The organism is Peribacillus faecalis, assembly GCF_014712675.1.
Taxonomy (GTDB): domain Bacteria; phylum Bacillota; class Bacilli; order Bacillales; family DSM-1321; genus Bacillus_AD; species Bacillus_AD faecalis.
Genome location: NZ_JACXSI010000055.1, coordinates 72185 through 91367, shown reverse-complemented (window position 1 = coordinate 91367; position 19183 = coordinate 72185). Strand labels below are relative to the sequence as shown.

Here is a 19183-nt window from a genome sequence, read left to right as displayed (position 1 = left end):
ATCATCTTGCATAAGTTATACCAAATTAGCGTTTAAGTATTTCAGCCTCCGTCAGCCCTAAAGCTTCCCGTTCCTCTTCTATCCGTTCATTTGGAATTCTTTCAAAAAGCGGCTTTACATCCCGAATCTCAGTAATAGCAATTTGCACAAAGCCCCACACCGCATCCTTCAAGCCAAGTTTCTTCCTCACCCTCTCACTTGAAAACGGCAAAAACGGCTCAAGCAGCTGTGCCAAGTTGGCGATCATCTGCAAACAAGTGAAAATCGTTTGTTCACAGGCAGGTAAATTGTTTTTGATTTGAATCCATGGCTGTCGCTCATCAAAATACTTATTCGCCTTCCGTACATACTCAAAAATTATCTCCAAAGCATGCTTCATTTTCCCTTCCTCAATTGAAGCTCCGACTGTCGAATACAACTGTCTGATCTCCGCTTCAATCGCTTCAGAAACCAGACGTACCGGTACATATCCATTCATATTCTTTTCAATAAACTTCAACGTCCGATTAACGAAATTGCCGTATGCCCCTAACAGTTCGCTGTTATGGCTGTATATGAATTCCCGCCATGAAAAATCCGTATCGCGCTGCTCCGGTGCATTAATGGTCAGAAAATAACGGATGCTGTCACTTTCGTATTGCTCGAGCAAATCTGGCAGCCACACCGCCCAATTGCGGCTCGTTGAAATCTTCCGTTTCTCAAGCGTCACATACTCATTAGAGATTATATAGGTTGGCTTCTGCTCAAGATTTGCAGCGCTCATCAACGCCGGCCAAATGATGCTATGAAACGGAATATTGTCTTTTCCATGCACATAATACGCTTTGGTCTCGTTTTGCCAAAACGGTAAATAACTGTTGCCCGTTCGCTTCTCCCAAAGCCGGCTCGCTGTGTAGTAGCCTGCCACAGCTTCCATCCAAACGTAAATTTTCTTAGAATCATAGCCGGCAAGCGGAACCGAAATACCAATCGGCAAATCTCTTGTAATGGCTCGATCCTTCAACGTTTCATTCACATAACGTTGGCTGAGATCAACGGCATTTCCGCGCCATTTTCCTTTTACATTATCAATCAGTTCTTCGATTTCTTGCTGAAAAGACGACAGCTTGAAATAAAAATGCTCGGTCGGCTGCAAAGATGGCTCGGTGCCGCAAAGCTTGCAGCTCATCTCCAGCAGCTCCCCTGCTTCAAATATCGCCGAACAATGATCACATTGATCGCCTCGTGCCGGCTGATTGCATTCCGGACAAGTGCCCTCCACATAACGGTCAGGCAAAAACTGCTCACATCTTCCGCAATATAGTTGTTCCTCTTCTTTTTTATAAATATGTTTATTTTCATATAATTCCAAAAAAAATCGTTGCACTACTTCATGATGATGCGCTTCATCAGTCCTCGTATAACAGTCATAACTAAAGCCTAATTTTTCGAAGCAAGAAGCAAACTCCTGATGATAGTGCTCTTGAATCTGTTGCATCGGCACGCCTTCCTGCTTGGCGCGAATAGCAATCGGTGTTCCATTGCAATCACTACCTGAAACATACAACACCTCTTCACCCTTCAAACGATAATAACGGGCCAAAATATCCCCTGGCAACAAACTTGATACGTGGCCAACATGAAGCGAACCATTTGCATATGGCCAAGCCCCTCCAATAAATACTGCCATCTCTCCATCATCCTCCTAGAAAAACCGTTACCGGTCCTTTTTCGTGATATACTCCTTGATACAACTCCAATGGGAAAGGAGCCATGCGGCAGGTATAAGGTTAGACAACTTTCAATTTCAAAGTTGAACTTCCTTATCAATAAAAAAACCCCGCCCTCTTCTTTATAAAAAAGAAAAGGACGGGGATTGCTCCGCGTGGTACCACCTTTGTTCTCCGAAAGCTCACACTGTCGGACTCATTCAGTACGGAATGCGCCTGCATTCTTATACTGTGGCTTTTTGTAACGAGAGCCAAACCTCGTCGTCACCTACTCCATCTTCAAAGACGTTTCAGCACGCAGCTCCAAGGCCATTGTTCAAATGCGCGATCTCGCTTCTTCTCAGCTACCGAAGCTCTCTGTACAGACTGCCATCATTTTACTTTTCCTCTTCAACGCTTTTCGCAACTATTTCCATCATTATACAAGCAACTTATACTCTTCTGCAAATTGTAGAGCTTCTTTGCGGGATTGAATTTCCTGGCTCATCATAGATTCCAGTAAAGAAATAAAGAAGCTGCCGTCGAATGTAATTTTTGACTTCAGCGTCAGCTCGATCGCCGCGTTCACTAATTCATCCGGTGCGTTCGTCATTTCTTTGCCAAAAAAAATAAAGCCCTTGCCGTCTTCTCCTAGTTGAAATCCCTTCGATTCTAGCTGTTCAATATATTGTTCTACCTTCATATATGTATGCAGCCCTTTCATCAAACGCTTCTTTCTTTAATAATCTTACATGACACATTCGACAATTTCCATGACTATTTTCACAAAAATATAAAATTATTACAAAATTAGACATTTCTCCTCCAACAATAACCATTGACCTCAAGCTAGATTGAAAGATTATACTTTTATTGAGAGGAGGAAAAAAACATGAAAATCAAAGAAGTCAGCGAGAAATATAGCTTGCCCGTATCGACTCTTAGATACTATGAAGAAATCGGATTAATCGAACCTGTCAACAGAGTGAACGGCATTCGAGACTATCGGGAAGACGATCTGCACAGAATTGAATTTATCATTTGCCTGAAGGACGGCGGTTTGCCGTTAGAAGTTGTAAAAGAATACTTCGACCTTTATCGCCGCGGTGACGAAACGCTCGAGCTTCGGGAAGCATTGCTTATGAAGCAACATAATTACTTAATGGAGCAGCGGAGCAAATTGCAGAAATCGCTTGATTACATTGATTTTAAAATTCATATGACACGAGAAAAAATACAGAAACGCGAACAAGTACAGTGCTATGTGCAATGAAGACATTATATTTAATGCGGCGACAAACTTTATTCAATGCCAGAAAAGTGAAGACTTAAATCCGCCGATTGATCCAAATCGTAAAACGTACGGCGATTTTTTCGTACAGTATAATGGCAAATCCGACATTCAAGTGGAGGAGCAAATGAATAATTGCTTAACAGATCTCATGAAAAAAAACGATCATCGAAATGTTCTGGCCGTCAGTCATAGCGTCGCTTGTTATGCCTTCCTGATTTAATTGTGCAATTTAAAAATTTGAATATAAAGTTAGAGAGTACAAATTTATTGAAGCAATCAATCATGATTTTGACTTTTAATACATACAAAAAACCGTTACCGGTCCTTTTTCATTTTTGATTTTGCTCCTCGAGGCTACTTCTGAAGCGAAAAAATCCCCGCACAATGGATATGCGGGGATTTCCTATTATTTAAACTTCGACATAAGCCCTTTTAGCTCATGACTATGAATCATGTCCAACACTTTTTCATTATCATACTGGTAAAGCGCCGACTCAACATCCCAAGTTAGCGGCACGTCACATTTAATCGTGGCCAGCTGTCGAGATAAATGGAGCATATCCAATGATTCCTCGATTTTCTTGCGCTGTCCGGCAGTCAGCGACGGCAAGTTTTCCAAAATGCCTTCTACTGTCTCGTATTGTTGCAGCAGCTTAATAGCTGTTTTTTCGCCGATGCCTTTAACGCCTGGGTAGTTATCGGCTGTATCACCCATCAGGCCTTTCAAGTCAATCATTTGCTGTGGCTTAATGCCCTTCCAGTCAAAAAATGTTTGCTCATTGTGCGTTTCATAATTACCGTAGCCCTTTTTCAAAAGCGTTACCGCAATTGACTCTTCAATTAACTGTAGCATGTCCTGGTCACCTGTAATGATATTGACATCATAATCTGTGCGATGTGTTTTCGCAATTGTACCAATGCAATCATCTGCCTCGAAACCGGCTAGTCCAATATTCGGGATATCAAACGCCTCAACAGCTTCCTTCGCCAGATCAAACTGCGGAATCAATTCCTCCGGAGGCTGGCTGCGATTGCCTTTATAATCGGAAAACATCTCTGTGCGGAACGTCTTGCTTCCCATATCCCAGCAGACCGCAACATATTGCGGATTAAAGTGTTCAACCGCCATCAGCATATGCTTCAGCATCCCCTGCACGCCATTTGTCGGTACACCTTTAGAATTATACATAAACTGCCCCGTCATTGCCGTCGCATAAAAAGCGCGGAACAACAGCGCCATACCGTCCACTAACATTAAGTTTGATCGATTGTTGTTATTCAACGTGTCTCACCTCTAAAATCTATGATTCACCCATTGTAACACATTAAAAGACACAGCTAGTACAATCAATCACTGAGAAATGAAGAAGAAATTGTAAAGCAATTTTATTTCATGAATTCATGATTTGTAAAACAAATGAAAATATAATTAATTTTATTGCTTCCCCCTTGAAAACTATAATACCAAACCCATCGCAAGAAATTTTTTCAAATAACCATTGTTTCTGACGTTACGTCATGTTTTACAATGTACTTAGAGGGGAGGAAAACAAAATGAACGAAAAGTTTTCAATCGGACAGTTTTCCAAGAAAACCGGGACTACCGTCCGGACTTTGCATTATTATGATGAAATAGGCTTACTTATCCCTGAGCTGACTGCTTCAGGACGACGAATATACAATAACGGACATTTGATTACATTGCAGAAAATATTGACCTTAAAGTTTTTAGGATATTCTCTGGAGGATGTTAAGGAATTTTTGCAAGATGAGTCATGGGATTTGCGTGATTCTTTAACGATGCAACGAGAAATGATGGTTCAAAAGAGGAAACAGCTCGATCACATTATAAAAGCACTCGACCATGCGCTTCATATTGTCCATGGCGAAGAAAAAATCGATCCTGCCATCTTTGTTACGATTATTAATGGCATTCAAGATGAAGAGGAACATAAAAAATGGTTAAATAAAGTTTTCCCCGAACATATTGTTGATGGCATTTACGATATACCGGATGATCAGCAACGCGAAATCGAAAAAGTATTTGCGGAACTCATTGCCGAGATTAAAAAGATGGTCCAAGATAAAATAAGCCCCGATGATCCGAAAGCCATTCAGATTGCGAAGACATTATTCGAACTGGCATCAGAGCTTTTCGGTGAGGATCTTTTAAATATCATACTATCCGTTAATGAAGATGACATCGACGAAGAAAGTGTCATGCCGAATCCATTAAATGCCGAAGAAGAGCAGTGGTTTAAGCAAGCAATGGGACACTTCGAAAGTCAGGAGAGGAAAAACAAATGAAAAAATCTAATATACGCACCTTCATGCACTTGCTACATCGTACAAAGCCATCGTACGGCAGGCTATCATTTGCCCTTGGCTTAAGTATTATCACTACACTAATCGGGCTGCTCATACCGTTAATGACAAAAGAATTGGTCGACGGCTTCAGCATGGCTTCGCTATCGGCAAACCAAATTATTTTAATTATTGCCGTTTTCATCGTTCAAGCCATTTTAAGCGCCTATGCGACTTATGCTCTAAGCTACAATGGACAAAAAATAATAGCCGGTCTGCGCGAACTGCTTTGGAAGAAATTAATCAAACTGCCGGTTTCCTATTCTGACCGCAACCCATCCGGAGAAATGATCAGTCGCATAACAAATGATACTATGGTTGTCAAAGAACTGATTACGACCCATTTCACCGGGGCTATCACAGGCATCATCTCCGTCATCGGCTCGATTATCATTTTGTTTATCATGAACTGGAAGCTGACCTTATTGATTTTTATCGTTCTTCCGGTAGCAACTGCTATTCTTGTGCCAATAGGACGTTTAATGCATAAAATCTCGAAAGAAACACAAGCAGAGACAGCCAGTTTCACCGAAACATTGAATCAAGTATTACCAGAAATCCGCTTAGTGAAAGCATCAAATGCCGAGAATATCGAGCTAAAAAACGGCATGAGCGGCATCGAGAAACTGTTTAAATTAGGCTTAAAAGAAGCGCGCACGCAATCATTGGTCGGACCGCTCATCACATTAGTGTTGATGGCTGCCTTAGTCGAGGTCATCGGTTACGGAGGTATGCAGGTCGCAAGCGGCATTATTACAGCCGGTTCACTTGTTGCTTTCATTCTCTATATCTTCCAAATCATCATGCCGATGGGACAGATTACAATGTTCTTTACACAACTGCAAAAATCGGTCGGCGCAACCGATCGCATTATCGAAATTTTACAGGAGGAAGAAGAAGATTTAACGACAGGCGAGAAGCTAATAGCCGCCAATCAACCGATTACACTTCACAATGTATCGTTCCATTATAACGAAGAAGAGCCGATTTTAACCGACATCAGCGCTGAAATAGAAGCCGGCAAAGTCACCGCGATTATCGGACCGAGCGGCAGTGGAAAAACTACTTTGTTCAAGCTACTGGAGCGCTACTATGAACCAAATTTCGGCACGATCCGTATCGACGATAAAAACATTACCGACTACTCACTGGAGTCATGGCGCCAGCATATCGGCTATGTCTCCCAAGAGAGCCCGCTCCTTGCAGGCACGATCCGCGAAAACATTTGCTACGGAATTGAGCGGGAAGTAACAGATGAGGAACTTTGCCAGGCAGCGGATATGGCTTATGCCCTTCATTTTATCAAGGAGCTTCCGAATCAGTTTGACACCGAAGTCGGCGAACGCGGATTAAAGCTTTCCGGTGGACAGCGCCAGAGAATCGCTATCGCCCGTGCCCTTCTGCGCAACCCGGAAATATTAATGCTCGATGAAGCAACATCAAGCCTTGACAGTCAATCTGAACAATATGTGCAAATGGCATTGGAAAAATTGATGGTCGGCCGGACGACGATTGTGATTGCCCACCGTCTTGCAACAGTTGTCGATGCCGATCAGCTTTTATTTTTAGAAAAAGGCGAAATCACCGGTCGCGGCACTCACCATGAATTGATGCAATCACACCAAATGTATCGTGAATTTGCCAGCCAGCAGTTAAAGATTAATGAAGATTTAGAGGCTAAAGTATAGATACAAAAGTTTATAAATAAATGAAAATAAGCCCTCCTGTCAAAAGACAAGAGGGCTTATCATTTTAAAAAATACCTAAAAAACGTTTCCTTTTAATTGGTTGGATCGGTCTTGTCGGTATGTATTCACTTCGGACAAGTAATTCCGCATTTTTCTTCAAATAATCAACATAAGAAGAATCGAAATTTTTCGCAATTACTTCAAACGCTTCCTTCATGCGATTATTGCGTGATGTCGTATTGTGGGCATCCGATGCAACGAAATGCACTAAGTTTGCTTCCAGCAATTGCGTTGAGAACCTCTGAATTTTCTTCCCGAAAGCGCCAGTCACACTGGCAGCAGTTAATTGAACGAGCGCTCCTTTTTCGACAAACTCGCTTAAAGACTCCGGACGTTCAATAAAATGGCTGTTCCTTTCCGGATGGACAATAATCGGAATAATACCTTCAAACTGTATGTTGTAAAGTAATTGACTCGCATACATCGGAACATGACTCGAAGAAAACTCAATGAGTACATATTTGCCTCCATCATTGAGCGTCAATATTTCACCCTTTTGGTAATCTTCAACTAACTCGCCAAAAATACGGCACTCCTGCCCTGGCAGCACTTCTAAAGGAATACCCTCCTGCACAAGCGCAGCATTCAATTCCTCCACTTTAGGTAAAATACTATACTTCTCATTCGTGTACTTTCCATTTCTATGATGGGGCGTGGCAAAAACAGTGGTAATACCCTGCTCCACCGCCTGACGGGCCATCGCAATACTATCCTCGACAGTCTGCGCTCCATCATCAACGCCAAATAATATATGTGAATGAATATCGATCATATATGCAACCTCTTTCATATTCATTTGTTTGCTAAATTAATGGTAGTAATAATAATAGGATTTAGAGTAAGAAAATATATTATTTCATGTGAATTTTATTTTGTAATTGCCTGAACTAAACTCATAACATGAGACTCAAGTTCTTGTAATTGATGATGGCTCTCATCGTGAGAACTTCCACAAACACCAAAATAAAATTTGATTTTCGGCTCTGTGCCAGAAGGTCTTAAGCAGAACCACGAACCATTCTCGCAATAGAACTTTAGCACATTCGATGTCGGCAGTTTGATTGCTTTTATTTCCTTAGAGACTAGATCGAGTCGTTCACTAGATTGATAATCTTCTACTGCAATAACTTCCACTCCTGCAACTTCTTTCGGCATATGCTTACGGAATTCACTCATAATTTTTTCAATTAAAGCGGAACCTTCTTTTCCTTTTAACGTCAATGATTTGATTGATTCTTGGAAGTAGCCGAATTGTTTATATAATCCCATCAAGCTATCATATAATGACATTCCCTTTTCTTGATAAAATGCTGTCACTTCCGCCATCATTACCGCTGCCTGAATAGCATCTTTATCGCGGACGAAATCACGAATTAAGAAGCCATAGCTCTCTTCATAACCGAATAAAAAGTCATTTTCTTGCTTTTGACTGCATTCTTCAATTTTTTCAGCGATATATTTAAAGCCTGTTAACACATCTTCTGCTTGAACGCCGAATGACTTCGCAATCGCGACACCCATTTCAGACGTTACAATCGACTTCAGCACAAGACTTTTCTCTGACAGAGTTCCTTGTTCACGCTTTTGCGTAATCAAATAATGAATCAAGATTGCTCCGATTTGGTTGCCTGTCAGAATCACATATTGTCCTTCTGTATTTTTGACAGCAACTCCTAAACGGTCGGCATCCGGATCTGTCGCAATCAATAGATCCGCATTAAGCTTCTCGCCATAAGCAATTGTTAGCTTAAATGCATCTTGCTCCTCTGGATTTGGGGACTCGACTGTAGAAAAATCCGGATCAGGTAATTCTTGTTCTTCAACTACTGTCACATTTGCGAATCCAAGTCGCTTCAGACCTTCACGTACTAATTTATTTCCCGTTCCATGAAGCGGAGAATAAACGATTTTAATATCTTTTTTCGCTTTCTTGCGTAACGAGATTGTTTCTAATTGCGAAAGATATGCTTCATCAATCGTTTCCCCCACATACATTAATAGACCCTGTTGAATTAATTCTTCTTCCGTTAACACTTGAATGTGAAGTTCATTTTTAATTTGTTCAATATTATGAATAATTTGTTCCGCAGCTCCTGGCGTTATTTGACTGCCATCTTCGCCATATAACTTAAAACCATTATAAATAGAAGGATTATGACTTGCTGTAATCATAACACCCGCATAGGCATTTAAATATCGAACTGCAAAAGATAATTCCGGCGTAGGACTCAAAGCATCAAATAAATAAGCACGAATTCCATAAACACCAAGAGTTTTTGCTACTTCCAGAGCAAAGTCAGCAGATTTATGACGACTATCATAAGCAATCGCCACACCTCGATTCTTCACCTCTTGACCTAACCCATTCATATAAAGCGCTAACCCTTGCGCCGCTTTACGAACTGTATAGACATTCATTCGGTTCGTACCAGGACCAAGCTCACCGCGCATCCCCGCAGTACCGAACTCTAAGTTACGGTAAAACATATCCTCCAGCACTGCTTCATTTTCTTTGTATTCCTCAAGCTGTTTTTTTAATTCTTCATCCAAACTCGCATATTGTTGCCAAATAACTGACTTTATTTCCCAGTCCAATTTAGTACACTTCCTAACAATTATATTAATTAAAGTAGTTAAAGAGAATTTATTTGCACATGAAATTTTTCATAAAATATTTAACAAGCAGTTGTGTCACTCATCGAAACACACCATTAACTAGACTTATCACTTTAGAAAACTTATTAATTTATAAGCTAGTTATTATATAAATCATATTAACATAATTATTTTATGTTTCCAGTTATAATCTGAATGTATTTAATGAAACAACAAAATAAGCCCTCCCGATAGATAACGGGAGGACTCTAACTACCTAGAACCTGCTTCATCCTATGCCATTTTACAAATTGGGATTATTTCTTCCAAGAAATTAATTAAGTCGTCTCTTAATTCTTCATCCTGCAATGCCATCTCAATCGTCGTCTTTACAAATCCAAGCTTTTCTCCAACATCATGGCGTTTTCCTTCAAAGTCATAAGCAAATACACGTTGAATTTGGTTTAATTGTTGAATTGCATCTGTCAATTGAATTTCTCCGCCTGCTCCTTTTTCTTGTTTATCCAGAAACATGAATATTTCAGGCGTCAGAACATATCGACCCATAATAGCCAAGTTAGATGGAGCGGTTCCTTGCTTTGGCTTTTCAACGAAGTTATTCACTTGATAACGACGGTTGTATTGTTTATCCGGATCTATAATTCCATAACGATGCGTTTCGTCATTTGGAACTTGTTGCACGCCTATAATAGATGAGTGTGTTTCTTCATATTGTTCAATTAACTGTTTCAAACAAGGCTTGTCACTTTGAACAATATCGTCTCCTAAAAGTACAGCAAATGGCTCATTGCCAATAAATTTCCGCGCACACCACACAGCATGCCCTAACCCTTTTGGTTCTTTCTGACGAATATAATGAATGTCAACTAGATTAGATGAGTAGTTGACCTTTTCTAGTAGATCGTATTTCTCTTTTTCCAACAAGTTTCTTTCTAGTTCAGGAGCATAATCGAAATGATCTTCAATCGCTCGCTTTCCTTTACCGGTTACAATGATGATATCTTCAATACCTGAAGCAACAGCCTCTTCAACTATGTATTGAATTGTCGGTTTATCAACAATTGGCAACATTTCCTTTGGCATTGCTTTAGTTGCTGGCAAAAATCTTGTTCCTAAACCTGCTGCTGGAATAATGGCCTTTCTTACTTTATTCAAATTGTTCCCTCCAATTTTTTTAAAATAGAGTTTGACAATAACGTTGTACGTACTAGCTAACTGCAAAATTATTAAATTTTATTTGTTCTATACATAGTTTTTACTTATATATTGCAAGCACTTGCGAAGAAGATTAGTATTTACAAAGCCATAAACTATTATTTTAATTGGTTATATATTATATTAGCATAATTATTTTCTTTTTCCACCATGTAATCTAAAGAAAAATTTAAGTATCAAAATATAGTTTGTAATCATTGTGGTTATTTAAAGCACAAAAAAACTACCCATTTAAAGGTAGTTTCATTTCTTATAAAAGTTCTCCGTATAGTACGGGTGATTTTCCTTATTAAAAGCAACACCGACTCCTAAATATTCATACTTCGATTGCAATATATTTTCCCGGTGTCCCCAAGAATTCATGAGCCCTTCGTGAGCAAATATGCTGCTCGTCTGCCCATAGGCAAGGTTCTCACCTGCCATAGTATAACGGAGTTTATCTTCTTCCATGCGTTCGAATGGTGATTGTCCTCTCAAGTTCGTGTGGCTGAAATAGTTGTTTTCCGCCATATCCAAGCTGTGGTCACGCGCTGTTTCTCTTACCGCATCATCCCATGTTAGGACGGATAATTGATGAACAACCCTCGCTGCATTCGTCAAATCAAACAATTGATACTCAAAACCTTGGCGCAATTCTTCACTAGCAGCTGTATAATAATCAGATTTTTCTTTCTCAGTCTCTACTTCGATAATTTGAATTGCTGTTACAGTATCCTCTTCATGCACATCATAAAAAATTGTGACATAGCTATTGTTCAATTGAAAAACATCAAATCCGTCATCAGGTTGGTACTGATACACAACCAGCCCTTTTCTCATTCCTGTCATCGGCTCGCCCAATTGCTGTCGGACCTCATCTTTTGAGCTGTTCAGCGTAATGCCGATCGATGAAGTAATCAAATCTTGATTCGTATACAGACCAACGACCTTATCATTTTCATCATACATGACGCTAATATAATTGTAATAATTTTCATGATATGTAAACCAATTTTTTCCGTATTCGTTAAATGATACCCGCTGCGGTGTGCCGATAGCTGCTTCAACTTCTGATTTAGCATTGCCAATTTCAACATTGTATACAGAAAAGACTTGTTGTTCCGGTTCTTCTAAAACCGGCTTTTCAATATTTTTAGTTTGATTGTCCTGGGTCAATTCATTTTCAAGCTTTTGAAAGAAGGATTGAAAGGAGGTATATAGTTTGGAAAATTCCTCCTTATTAATGAACGATGAAATTTCGTCCTTGATTGACATTCCATTCTGGTCAAATTGGGCATTTACATAAAACCAACCGACCACCAATATACAAATGATGAATAACCAACGGATTAATTTTCTCACCTTCATTCCCCCCTTTCCATAAACACATATTATTAGTGTAGCCTATTTTTACGCAAATTTAATGGTTATATACTCACAAATAAAAAGACAAAAACCGCAAAATCGGATTCTGCGGTTTTTCTCATTCATTTCACTTTACCAAGTCCAACCGTATGCCTTCACATCAATGGTTGCAACTTTATCAGCTATGCCTTCAGGAAGATCCGGATAAGAAAGATCGAACCCTGCTTCACTTCCTGCGTTAATGCCTATGTCAACGCTACCGCTGAATACGCCTAATAAATTGCCTTCTGCATCATATAACCCTGCAGCGATACGAATATCATCTTGTAATTCTTCTGTTGTGTTTTTCACTATACCTGTCACTTTATATTGAGTATATTCATCTCCTTTAATTCCTTTCACTCCGCTCACTTCAAGAAGATTAGAAGTTTCATCCGTCTCTTCAAAGTTATAGTTAAAAGTTGTTTCCTTAAATTGGGCCGGATCAGTAATTCCATCTAGTATTGTAGACTCAGTAATATAGGCTGTTTCCCCCGGCATAACAACTTCCGGAATAGAATAAATCATCGTTGCTGTTCCTAATATAGATTCATCTTGACCTTTGAAATTCATTTGTGTTTCGCCTATTGCTACTGGCATATCGCCTGTATTTTCAAATACTGCTGAAGTGTGAACCCATACTGTGTCAATTGAATCCATCCATGCACCACTTGTTTGTTTGACAATTTCCACATTAGGTGCCGCCTCTTCTGCTGCTTTTTCTTCTTTATTGCTATTTTCCTCAGATTGGTTATCTGCCTTTTGGTTTGTATCTCCGGCATTTTTCACACCGCCACAAGCTGTCAGAAACGTCATTAACAAAACGATCAATAGTAAAGCCGACTTTTTCATATGTGATTCTCCTCAAAAATAAAATTTATAATGTGTTATTGTTCTGCCGTCACTATTTCATCAGGCAGTAATTTGACGATGATGGTATCTTTGACGATAAAGGCCACCTGACCTTTACATACCGTATCGAATGTATCGTAGATTCTTCCGGCACTGCGTGTTCCTTTAGCCACTGTCTGATAACTGTTGGCTACATATCCAACCTTGCCGATTGTACCTAATTCAACTTGAATTGCTTCATCATCGTACTTATTTTCAAGATCTTTTTTGAGCATAAGTTTTTGCCCCACTTTGAATATATCAGACCCAAAATAATGATTGACGCCAACAACAGAAATATAAAAATCCGCCATAATATCCCCTCTTTTCAATCCTGTTACTTTTCATATCCCACCCTTAAAAAACTAGTAAACCTCTCCCAATACTGATTTTCCTTCTATTATCGGGTGCTTACTTCATACACTTAGATTAACAGACAATGCGGTACTATACATGTCACATTGAAATATTTTTATTATTTGTTAACCTTCTATACAAAAGGATGTGTATCCCTCAGTTCATGAACTATACCATTATGTCCTTTTGCTTAACCGGGATTATTCACAAAAAAAGTCCAGCGCTAAACGCTGAACATAATCATAATAAAAACTCAAAAAATCTCCCGCAATATCCAATGACTTTCAATAACGCTGCTTTCATCGTACCCACTGTCCGTTCTTTAATGCTGTCCTTTTCAATCACATATTGCCCATCATCGCCAATAAGCAGGCTTTTCTTTTTATAGTCAGCCGTCATATCATCTAATTGTTTTTTTACCTCTTCACTATGTATGACGACCATCGTTTCTGTGCTTAAAAAGGCGCTCCTCGGATCTAGATTAAATGAACCGATCAAACTGATGTTATCATCAATGCCGTACGCTTTCGTGTGAATAGAGTGTTCGCCGTGGTATTCATACACTTCGGCCCCGGACTCAACAATTTGCTTCCGATACAGCAAGTAAACGGAAAATGCTAAATAGTTCGGTGTTGAAGCGCGTGAATTCGTTAAAACATTCAGTTTAACCCCTTCGTTCTTAAATTCATTGACAAAGCCCGGCATCATTTTCTTTGCAGGTACAATATACGGACTTTGCAGAAAAATTGATTTCTCGGCTTGCCTGAAAAGCTGTGTCATTTCATACCAAACCCAAGGTTCCTTGAATCGCTGAATCGGATTATGTATGAGTGTAATTTTATTGGTCGGAAGGGTCACTTCTGTCCAATTGATTTGTTTATGAAAGATGTTGTCTTTAGTAACCCGCTCTTTCTGCAGCGTTTGTTTCAGCTCTTTGATCTTTTCTGTCGCCATTTCTTCTTGTGGTTTCGATAAGATCCCTGCGGGTTCTTTTGCAAACTTACTGTTATACACTTCATTGAAGTATGCTGTTAAACTTGGAATAACGCTGTTTTTCTGATGATTGTTAAAGATCACTACATCGCGATCAAACGTCACTTTCCCTTCATAGCCCTTTGGAACCATGAAGCGATCGCCGATATTGCGCCCGCCTATGACAGCAATTGTTTCGTCTGCAATTATATACTTATCATGAAGGCGGTTATTGAGTGTCCACGGCTTCCAAACGTTAATTGGTTCATAAAACTTCAATTCGATGTTCGGATGTTTTTTTATCGCATACAAAATCTCGGCTTTATCACTCTTCAATCCATTGGCGATGCCGTCTAAAATGATACGCACCTTTACTCCGCGCTCAGCGGCCTCAAGCAGCAGCCCCCAAAATGTATTCGTCACCTTGCCTGAAACCATTGAATAATACGAGATGTCTAGTGTCTGTTGCGCCGTTTCTATCATGTTGACACGGACGATCGCGCTATCACGCGGTTCATCTATAATCAAAGCCCGGTCAGCACCCGTTTCATCTGCATAAAAACGTTCAACCGGATGTTCTTTTATATACGTGTCACTTACTCGCTTCTCAAATATGAAAATAAAAATACCAAATAAAAATATGTAAAAAATGAGTATCCCGACAAACAATGCGATCAGCTTCTTTTTCATGGAATGCACCTTAATTTTAATAATTTCGGTTTAGCATTCCCACTAAACCTAAACAATAGCCGCTACATTTGGTAGTCATTTGTATTTGTTGGTGCTGACATGCTTGGGGCGAAAGTGCAATCTTTTTTGGGAGGGTGTCGTAATGCTTGAGGTGAGGGTGCAATCTTTTTTGGGAGTGAGAAATCATTTGCCGCAACGACGCTATTTTTTCAATTACCGAGAAACTTCCTTGACGACAACGCAATCCTATCCGGGACAACGCTATTCTTTCAGCGACCGCGCATTAACCAAGACGAGAGCCCAATTTTTTCTCTAGAATCTCTAAAACTTGCAGAAATCGAAGCACGGATTCCTTGAAAAATCCCGAAATATGGCTGGCTTTTCGTAAAACAATGTGGGTTTTCTCTCCATTTCTGCTCTATTAGTGAACAAAAGGCCAGATTTTTATTGAGCTGAGAGCCTTCGGGGGCCTTCGCCTGATAGTTGAGAGCGGTCACGCAACTTTTGAGAGTTATCGACCGAAACTTGAGAGCGGTCACGCAACTTTTGAGGGCCGTCGCTACATACTTGAGAGCGGTCACACAACTTTTGAGAGTCGTCGCTCCTAACTCGAGAGCGGTCGCGCAACTTTTGAGAGCCGTCGCTCCTAACTCGAGAGCGGTCGCGCAACTTTTGAGAGCCGTCGCTACATACTTGAGAACGGTCGCACAACTTTTGAGAGCCGTCGCTACATACTTGAGAGCGGTCACACAACTTTTGAGAGCCGTCACTACAAACTTGAGAGCGGTCGCGCAACTTTTGAGAGTCGTCGATCCGAACTTGAGAGCGGTCGCGCAATTTTTGAGAGTCGTCGCTACAAACTTGAGAGCGGCTAAGCATTCATGAGAGTCACCCCACACCATAAGAGCACCACAACGAAAATGGTAAAAAAACCGGAGAGCATACGCATCCCCGGCTGCTGTTAATTTTTAATTTTCAATCCCATTAATGCTGCAAATCCAATCGCTTGCTCGGCAGATACTTCGCAGCCCTTAAGATTCTCTATAGAGACCGCAAGCTGTTGAAAAGTTGAATCACTTAAATCAATGCCCTTTAATGACGTGCCCATAAAATTTGCCTCATTCAAATCACATCGTTCAAAACCGACCTTTTTAAATACACATTCAAAAAAATCAGATCCTCTCATTAAACATTGCTCAAATGCAGTTTGTTTTAAGGTACTGTAACTGAATGAGCTAAGATTTAAATTGCAATCTTGAAAGCTGACATCATTAAAATTAGCATCAGCCAAATTAATGCCTGTCATTCTGCACTCTTTAAACACAACCCGGTGCAGATTTGCTTCCATGAAATCTAGATTGGACAAATCGCAATTTTCAAAAATGACGTTTGATAAATCGGCATATTTAAAGGCCACCTCAAAAAACGTTACATGCTTAAAAATAACTTGTGAAAATTCAATTTTATTAATCGATTCATGTTCAACATCACAATTTTCAACTTTACAGTTATGTAAATAAGGCTCTTCCATATAAAAAACATCTTGAAAATGACCCGCTGGCAACTCTGCAGGAATTCTCGGTTTTTCAATCATTATTCTATGCGCCACGTAAACACCTTCATCCCTTTCATTTCGTTTGAAACAAACACTCTGTTATTAATATAGCACATTATTGTCGAGTCCTCTTCTATCCATATGTTGACATATAATATTATACATCATATAATATGAGCAACTATACTATACAGCGTATAATATATAAACATGTATATCATTAAATACTGGAGGTGTCTCAATGTCTTTCCAACTTGGTTCCGCACTACTTGATGCTTGCGTGCTTGCTATTTTAGCGAAAGAGGATGCGTACGGCTATTCTCTTACTCAGCAGGTTCGTGAAGTAATGGATATATCAGAATCTACCCTATATCCAGTATTAAGACGACTACAAAAGAACGGATTTTTATCTACGTACGATCAGCCGTATCAAGGTCGAAACCGCCGCTACTATCGAATTACTGACAGTGGTCGTCTAAAATATGAACAGTTGTTAGAAGAATGGAATGACTATAAGGGAAAAGTAGATCACGTCTTATTAGGAGGGTTAAATCGTGACTAAGGAAACTTATTTAAAGCAGCTGAGGCATAAGCTAAGAAAATTGCCTGAAGAAGAAATTGAGTCTGCCATCGAATACTACACAGAATATTTTGATGAAGCTGGTGAAGAAAATACGCAAAGCGTCATTAATGAGCTCGGTTCTCCCGCTTCTGTTGCGTCAAAAATTTTAGCTGATTTTGCTGTAAAAGATTTATCGAATCATCCAAACTCAGCTAAAAAAAGCCTTTCAGCCGTATGGTTAATTGTTCTAGCTATATTTGCTTCACCAATTGCAATCCCGCTGCTGATCGGAGTATGCGCCCTAATATTTGGTTTATTCGTAACAGGCGCAGCCTTGATTTTCAGTTTCTTTGCCTTTATTTTCAGTTTAGTAATAGGCGGAATCATAAGTATCATCGGAGGCTTTGCCGTCATAACGCAAGATATTCCGTCAGCTATTTTCTTTATTGGTATTGGTTTAACAATAGGCGGAGTCGGACTATTACTCTTTCCACCTCTTTTATCAATCGGAAAGAAAGCCAGTATCGCACTTGTTAAACTATTGAAAAAGTTATTTGATAAACTGACGAAAAAGCAGAAGGAGGAGCTATAAATGAAAAAAAGCACAAAAATAATTACCGTTATAGCAGCCATTATGATTGTTTCCGGGATTCTCCTTACTGTTATCGGCTATTTTTCAGGAGCAAAATTAACTTTGACTAGTGACGAAAATGGCTTAAAAGCATTTGATTCCGGCAAACAAGTATCAGAATCATTCTCACTTGATTCTTTTACGAATATAGAAGGAAATTTAGATGATGTTGATTTTGAAATCATCCCTTCTACTGAATTTAAAGTGGAAATAACGCGACAAGAAAAGCAAATAATTACACATGAGATCAAAAATAACACGCTATATTTAAATGAAAAAAGCCCTAGCGGTTTAAATGGTGGTATTATCAAGTTCAATATAGACTTAGGCTTTGTTAGCACTCCTCAATCAATCGTTAAATTGTATGTACCAAAAGACACTATTTTTTCAGCTATTAACTTAGTAAGTGAATACGGTAATGTTCAGATTGATGGCATAACTAGTGCAAATTTCACAATTGAAGCCAACGACGGAGATATGGTCTTAAAGGGCATAAGCTCGGATGTTCTTACTGTTACAAATAGTTACGGCGATATTATCGCAGAAGACCTGAAAGGTGAACAAACAAAGTTCAAGACTAATGATGGAGATCTATCATTGAAAAGGCTGAACACCAAAACATTCAATGTCTCAAATGATTATGGCGACTCCAGCTTAGAAGATATTACAAGCACTGACACGATCGTTAGCATGTCTGATGGCGACATCAACTTAAAAAATGTTGATACAACAAATCTTCAAGTATCCAACGAATATGGTGATATGAATGGACAATCTATCGCTGCACAAAAACTTAACATTGCTTTAACGGACGGAAACGTGACATTGAATACTGTTAATACTAACAACGCAATCATCAACAATCAATATGGAGACATACTTTTGAGCCAATTCGAAAGCGAGGCGCTTGATGTCCAAAATGATTCTGGCAACGTTACGTTGGAAGGAACTTTATTAGGTACCTCGAGAGTATATGCGGATTATGGGGATATTCAATTAATCTTGAAAAACAAGCAATCTGAGCTAAACTACAAAATTCGAAGTGAGTATGGCGACATTAAAATAAACAACGAACAATTCGAAGGCAGTGTTACACAGACAGCTAACTCCACTAATCAATTAAATATTACAGCTGCGGACGGAGACGTTAATTTGCAATTTTAATTTTAAACCCTAGAGATCAATACCAGACTCTAGGGTTTATTTTTTAGCTAATG

General features: G+C 39.5%; 18 protein-coding genes and 1 other annotated feature. Of the genes, 7 read left to right on the top strand and 11 right to left on the bottom strand.

The window, feature by feature from the left end; genetic code table 11:
* Positions 1–25: 25 nt before the first annotated feature.
* Positions 26–1669, bottom strand: a complete 1644-nt coding sequence (gene metG / locus IEO70_RS17480) for a methionine--tRNA ligase (RefSeq protein WP_190999654.1) — start codon at positions 1667–1669, stop codon at positions 26–28.
* A 172-nt stretch (positions 1670–1841) separates the two neighbouring features.
* Positions 1842–2112: a binding site (T-box leader), on the bottom strand.
* Positions 2113–2127: 15 nt separating this feature from the next.
* Complete coding sequence (locus tag IEO70_RS17475; RefSeq protein WP_190999653.1) at positions 2128–2391, bottom strand: DUF6123 family protein; 264 nt, start codon at positions 2389–2391, stop codon at positions 2128–2130.
* Positions 2392–2580: 189 nt separating this feature from the next.
* Between IEO70_RS17475 and IEO70_RS17465 the strand changes: the two genes are divergently transcribed.
* Entirely contained in the window at positions 2581–2961 is a 381-nt protein-coding gene (locus IEO70_RS17465) for a MerR family transcriptional regulator (RefSeq protein ID WP_190999651.1), read from the top strand.
* Positions 2951–3202: a hypothetical protein gene (locus tag IEO70_RS17460; protein ID WP_190999650.1), complete on the top strand. Its 252-nt coding sequence runs from the start codon at positions 2951–2953 to the stop codon at positions 3200–3202. Before IEO70_RS17465 ends, IEO70_RS17460 begins: the two co-directional genes overlap by 11 nt.
* Before the next feature lie 186 nt (positions 3203–3388).
* On the opposite strand, the gene IEO70_RS17455 is transcribed toward IEO70_RS17460, so the two are convergent.
* Positions 3389–4237, bottom strand: a complete 849-nt coding sequence (locus IEO70_RS17455) for a 5'-3' exonuclease (protein ID WP_190999694.1) — start codon at positions 4235–4237, stop codon at positions 3389–3391.
* Between the two features lie 299 nt (positions 4238–4536).
* On the opposite strand from IEO70_RS17455, the gene IEO70_RS17450 reads away from it, so the two are divergent.
* Both IEO70_RS17450 and IEO70_RS17445 read left to right on the top strand, forming a co-directional pair.
* The gene (locus tag IEO70_RS17450) at positions 4537–5289 is read left to right on the top strand and encodes a MerR family transcriptional regulator (RefSeq protein ID WP_190999649.1); all 753 of its coding nucleotides are present in this window, start codon (positions 4537–4539) and stop codon (positions 5287–5289) included.
* Positions 5286–7034, top strand: coding sequence for an ABC transporter ATP-binding protein (locus IEO70_RS17445; protein WP_190999648.1), 1749 nt, complete (start codon positions 5286–5288; stop codon positions 7032–7034). The genes IEO70_RS17450 and IEO70_RS17445 overlap by 4 nt, the downstream gene beginning before the upstream one ends.
* A gap of 64 nt (positions 7035–7098) precedes the next feature.
* On the opposite strand, the gene IEO70_RS17440 is transcribed toward IEO70_RS17445, so the two are convergent.
* The 8 genes from IEO70_RS17440 to IEO70_RS17405 all read right to left on the bottom strand — a co-directional run bounded on the left by IEO70_RS17440 (position 7099) and on the right by IEO70_RS17405 (position 16812).
* The gene (locus tag IEO70_RS17440; protein ID WP_190999647.1) at positions 7099–7866 is read right to left on the bottom strand and encodes a tyrosine-protein phosphatase; all 768 of its coding nucleotides are present in this window, start codon (positions 7864–7866) and stop codon (positions 7099–7101) included.
* A gap of 95 nt (positions 7867–7961) precedes the next feature.
* Positions 7962–9689 carry a phospho-sugar mutase gene (locus IEO70_RS17435; RefSeq protein ID WP_235973649.1) on the bottom strand — a complete coding sequence of 576 codons (1728 nt, stop codon included), beginning with the start codon at positions 9687–9689 and terminating at the stop codon, positions 7962–7964.
* 294 nt (positions 9690–9983) lie between these two features.
* Positions 9984–10865, bottom strand: a complete 882-nt coding sequence (galU, locus tag IEO70_RS17430; RefSeq protein ID WP_190999646.1) for a UTP--glucose-1-phosphate uridylyltransferase GalU — start codon at positions 10863–10865, stop codon at positions 9984–9986.
* Positions 10866–11168: 303 nt separating this feature from the next.
* Positions 11169–12272 carry a CAP domain-containing protein gene (locus tag IEO70_RS17425; protein WP_190999645.1) on the bottom strand — a complete coding sequence of 368 codons (1104 nt, stop codon included), beginning with the start codon at positions 12270–12272 and terminating at the stop codon, positions 11169–11171.
* Positions 12273–12401: 129 nt separating this feature from the next.
* Entirely contained in the window at positions 12402–13160 is a 759-nt protein-coding gene (locus IEO70_RS17420; RefSeq protein ID WP_190999644.1) for an FxLYD domain-containing protein, read from the bottom strand.
* Positions 13161–13195: 35 nt separating this feature from the next.
* Complete coding sequence (locus IEO70_RS17415) at positions 13196–13513, bottom strand: HIRAN domain-containing protein (RefSeq protein WP_190999643.1); 318 nt, start codon at positions 13511–13513, stop codon at positions 13196–13198.
* 283 nt (positions 13514–13796) lie between these two features.
* Positions 13797–15218, bottom strand: a complete 1422-nt coding sequence (locus IEO70_RS17410) for a phospholipase D-like domain-containing protein (RefSeq protein ID WP_190999642.1) — start codon at positions 15216–15218, stop codon at positions 13797–13799.
* 961 nt (positions 15219–16179) lie between these two features.
* The gene (locus tag IEO70_RS17405; protein WP_190999641.1) at positions 16180–16812 is read right to left on the bottom strand and encodes a pentapeptide repeat-containing protein; all 633 of its coding nucleotides are present in this window, start codon (positions 16810–16812) and stop codon (positions 16180–16182) included.
* Positions 16813–17014: 202 nt separating this feature from the next.
* Between IEO70_RS17405 and IEO70_RS17400 the strand changes: the two genes are divergently transcribed.
* From IEO70_RS17400 to IEO70_RS17390, 3 genes are read left to right on the top strand one after another with little or no spacing between them, the layout of a single operon-like run.
* Complete coding sequence (locus IEO70_RS17400; protein ID WP_190999640.1) at positions 17015–17335, top strand: PadR family transcriptional regulator; 321 nt, start codon at positions 17015–17017, stop codon at positions 17333–17335.
* On the top strand, positions 17328–17927 hold the full coding sequence (locus IEO70_RS17395) for a DUF1700 domain-containing protein (protein ID WP_190999639.1): 600 nt from the start codon (positions 17328–17330) through the stop codon (positions 17925–17927). The genes IEO70_RS17400 and IEO70_RS17395 overlap by 8 nt, the downstream gene beginning before the upstream one ends.
* Complete coding sequence (locus IEO70_RS17390; RefSeq protein WP_190999638.1) at positions 17928–19130, top strand: DUF4097 family beta strand repeat-containing protein; 1203 nt, start codon at positions 17928–17930, stop codon at positions 19128–19130.
* The last annotated feature ends 53 nt before the right edge of the window (positions 19131–19183 follow it).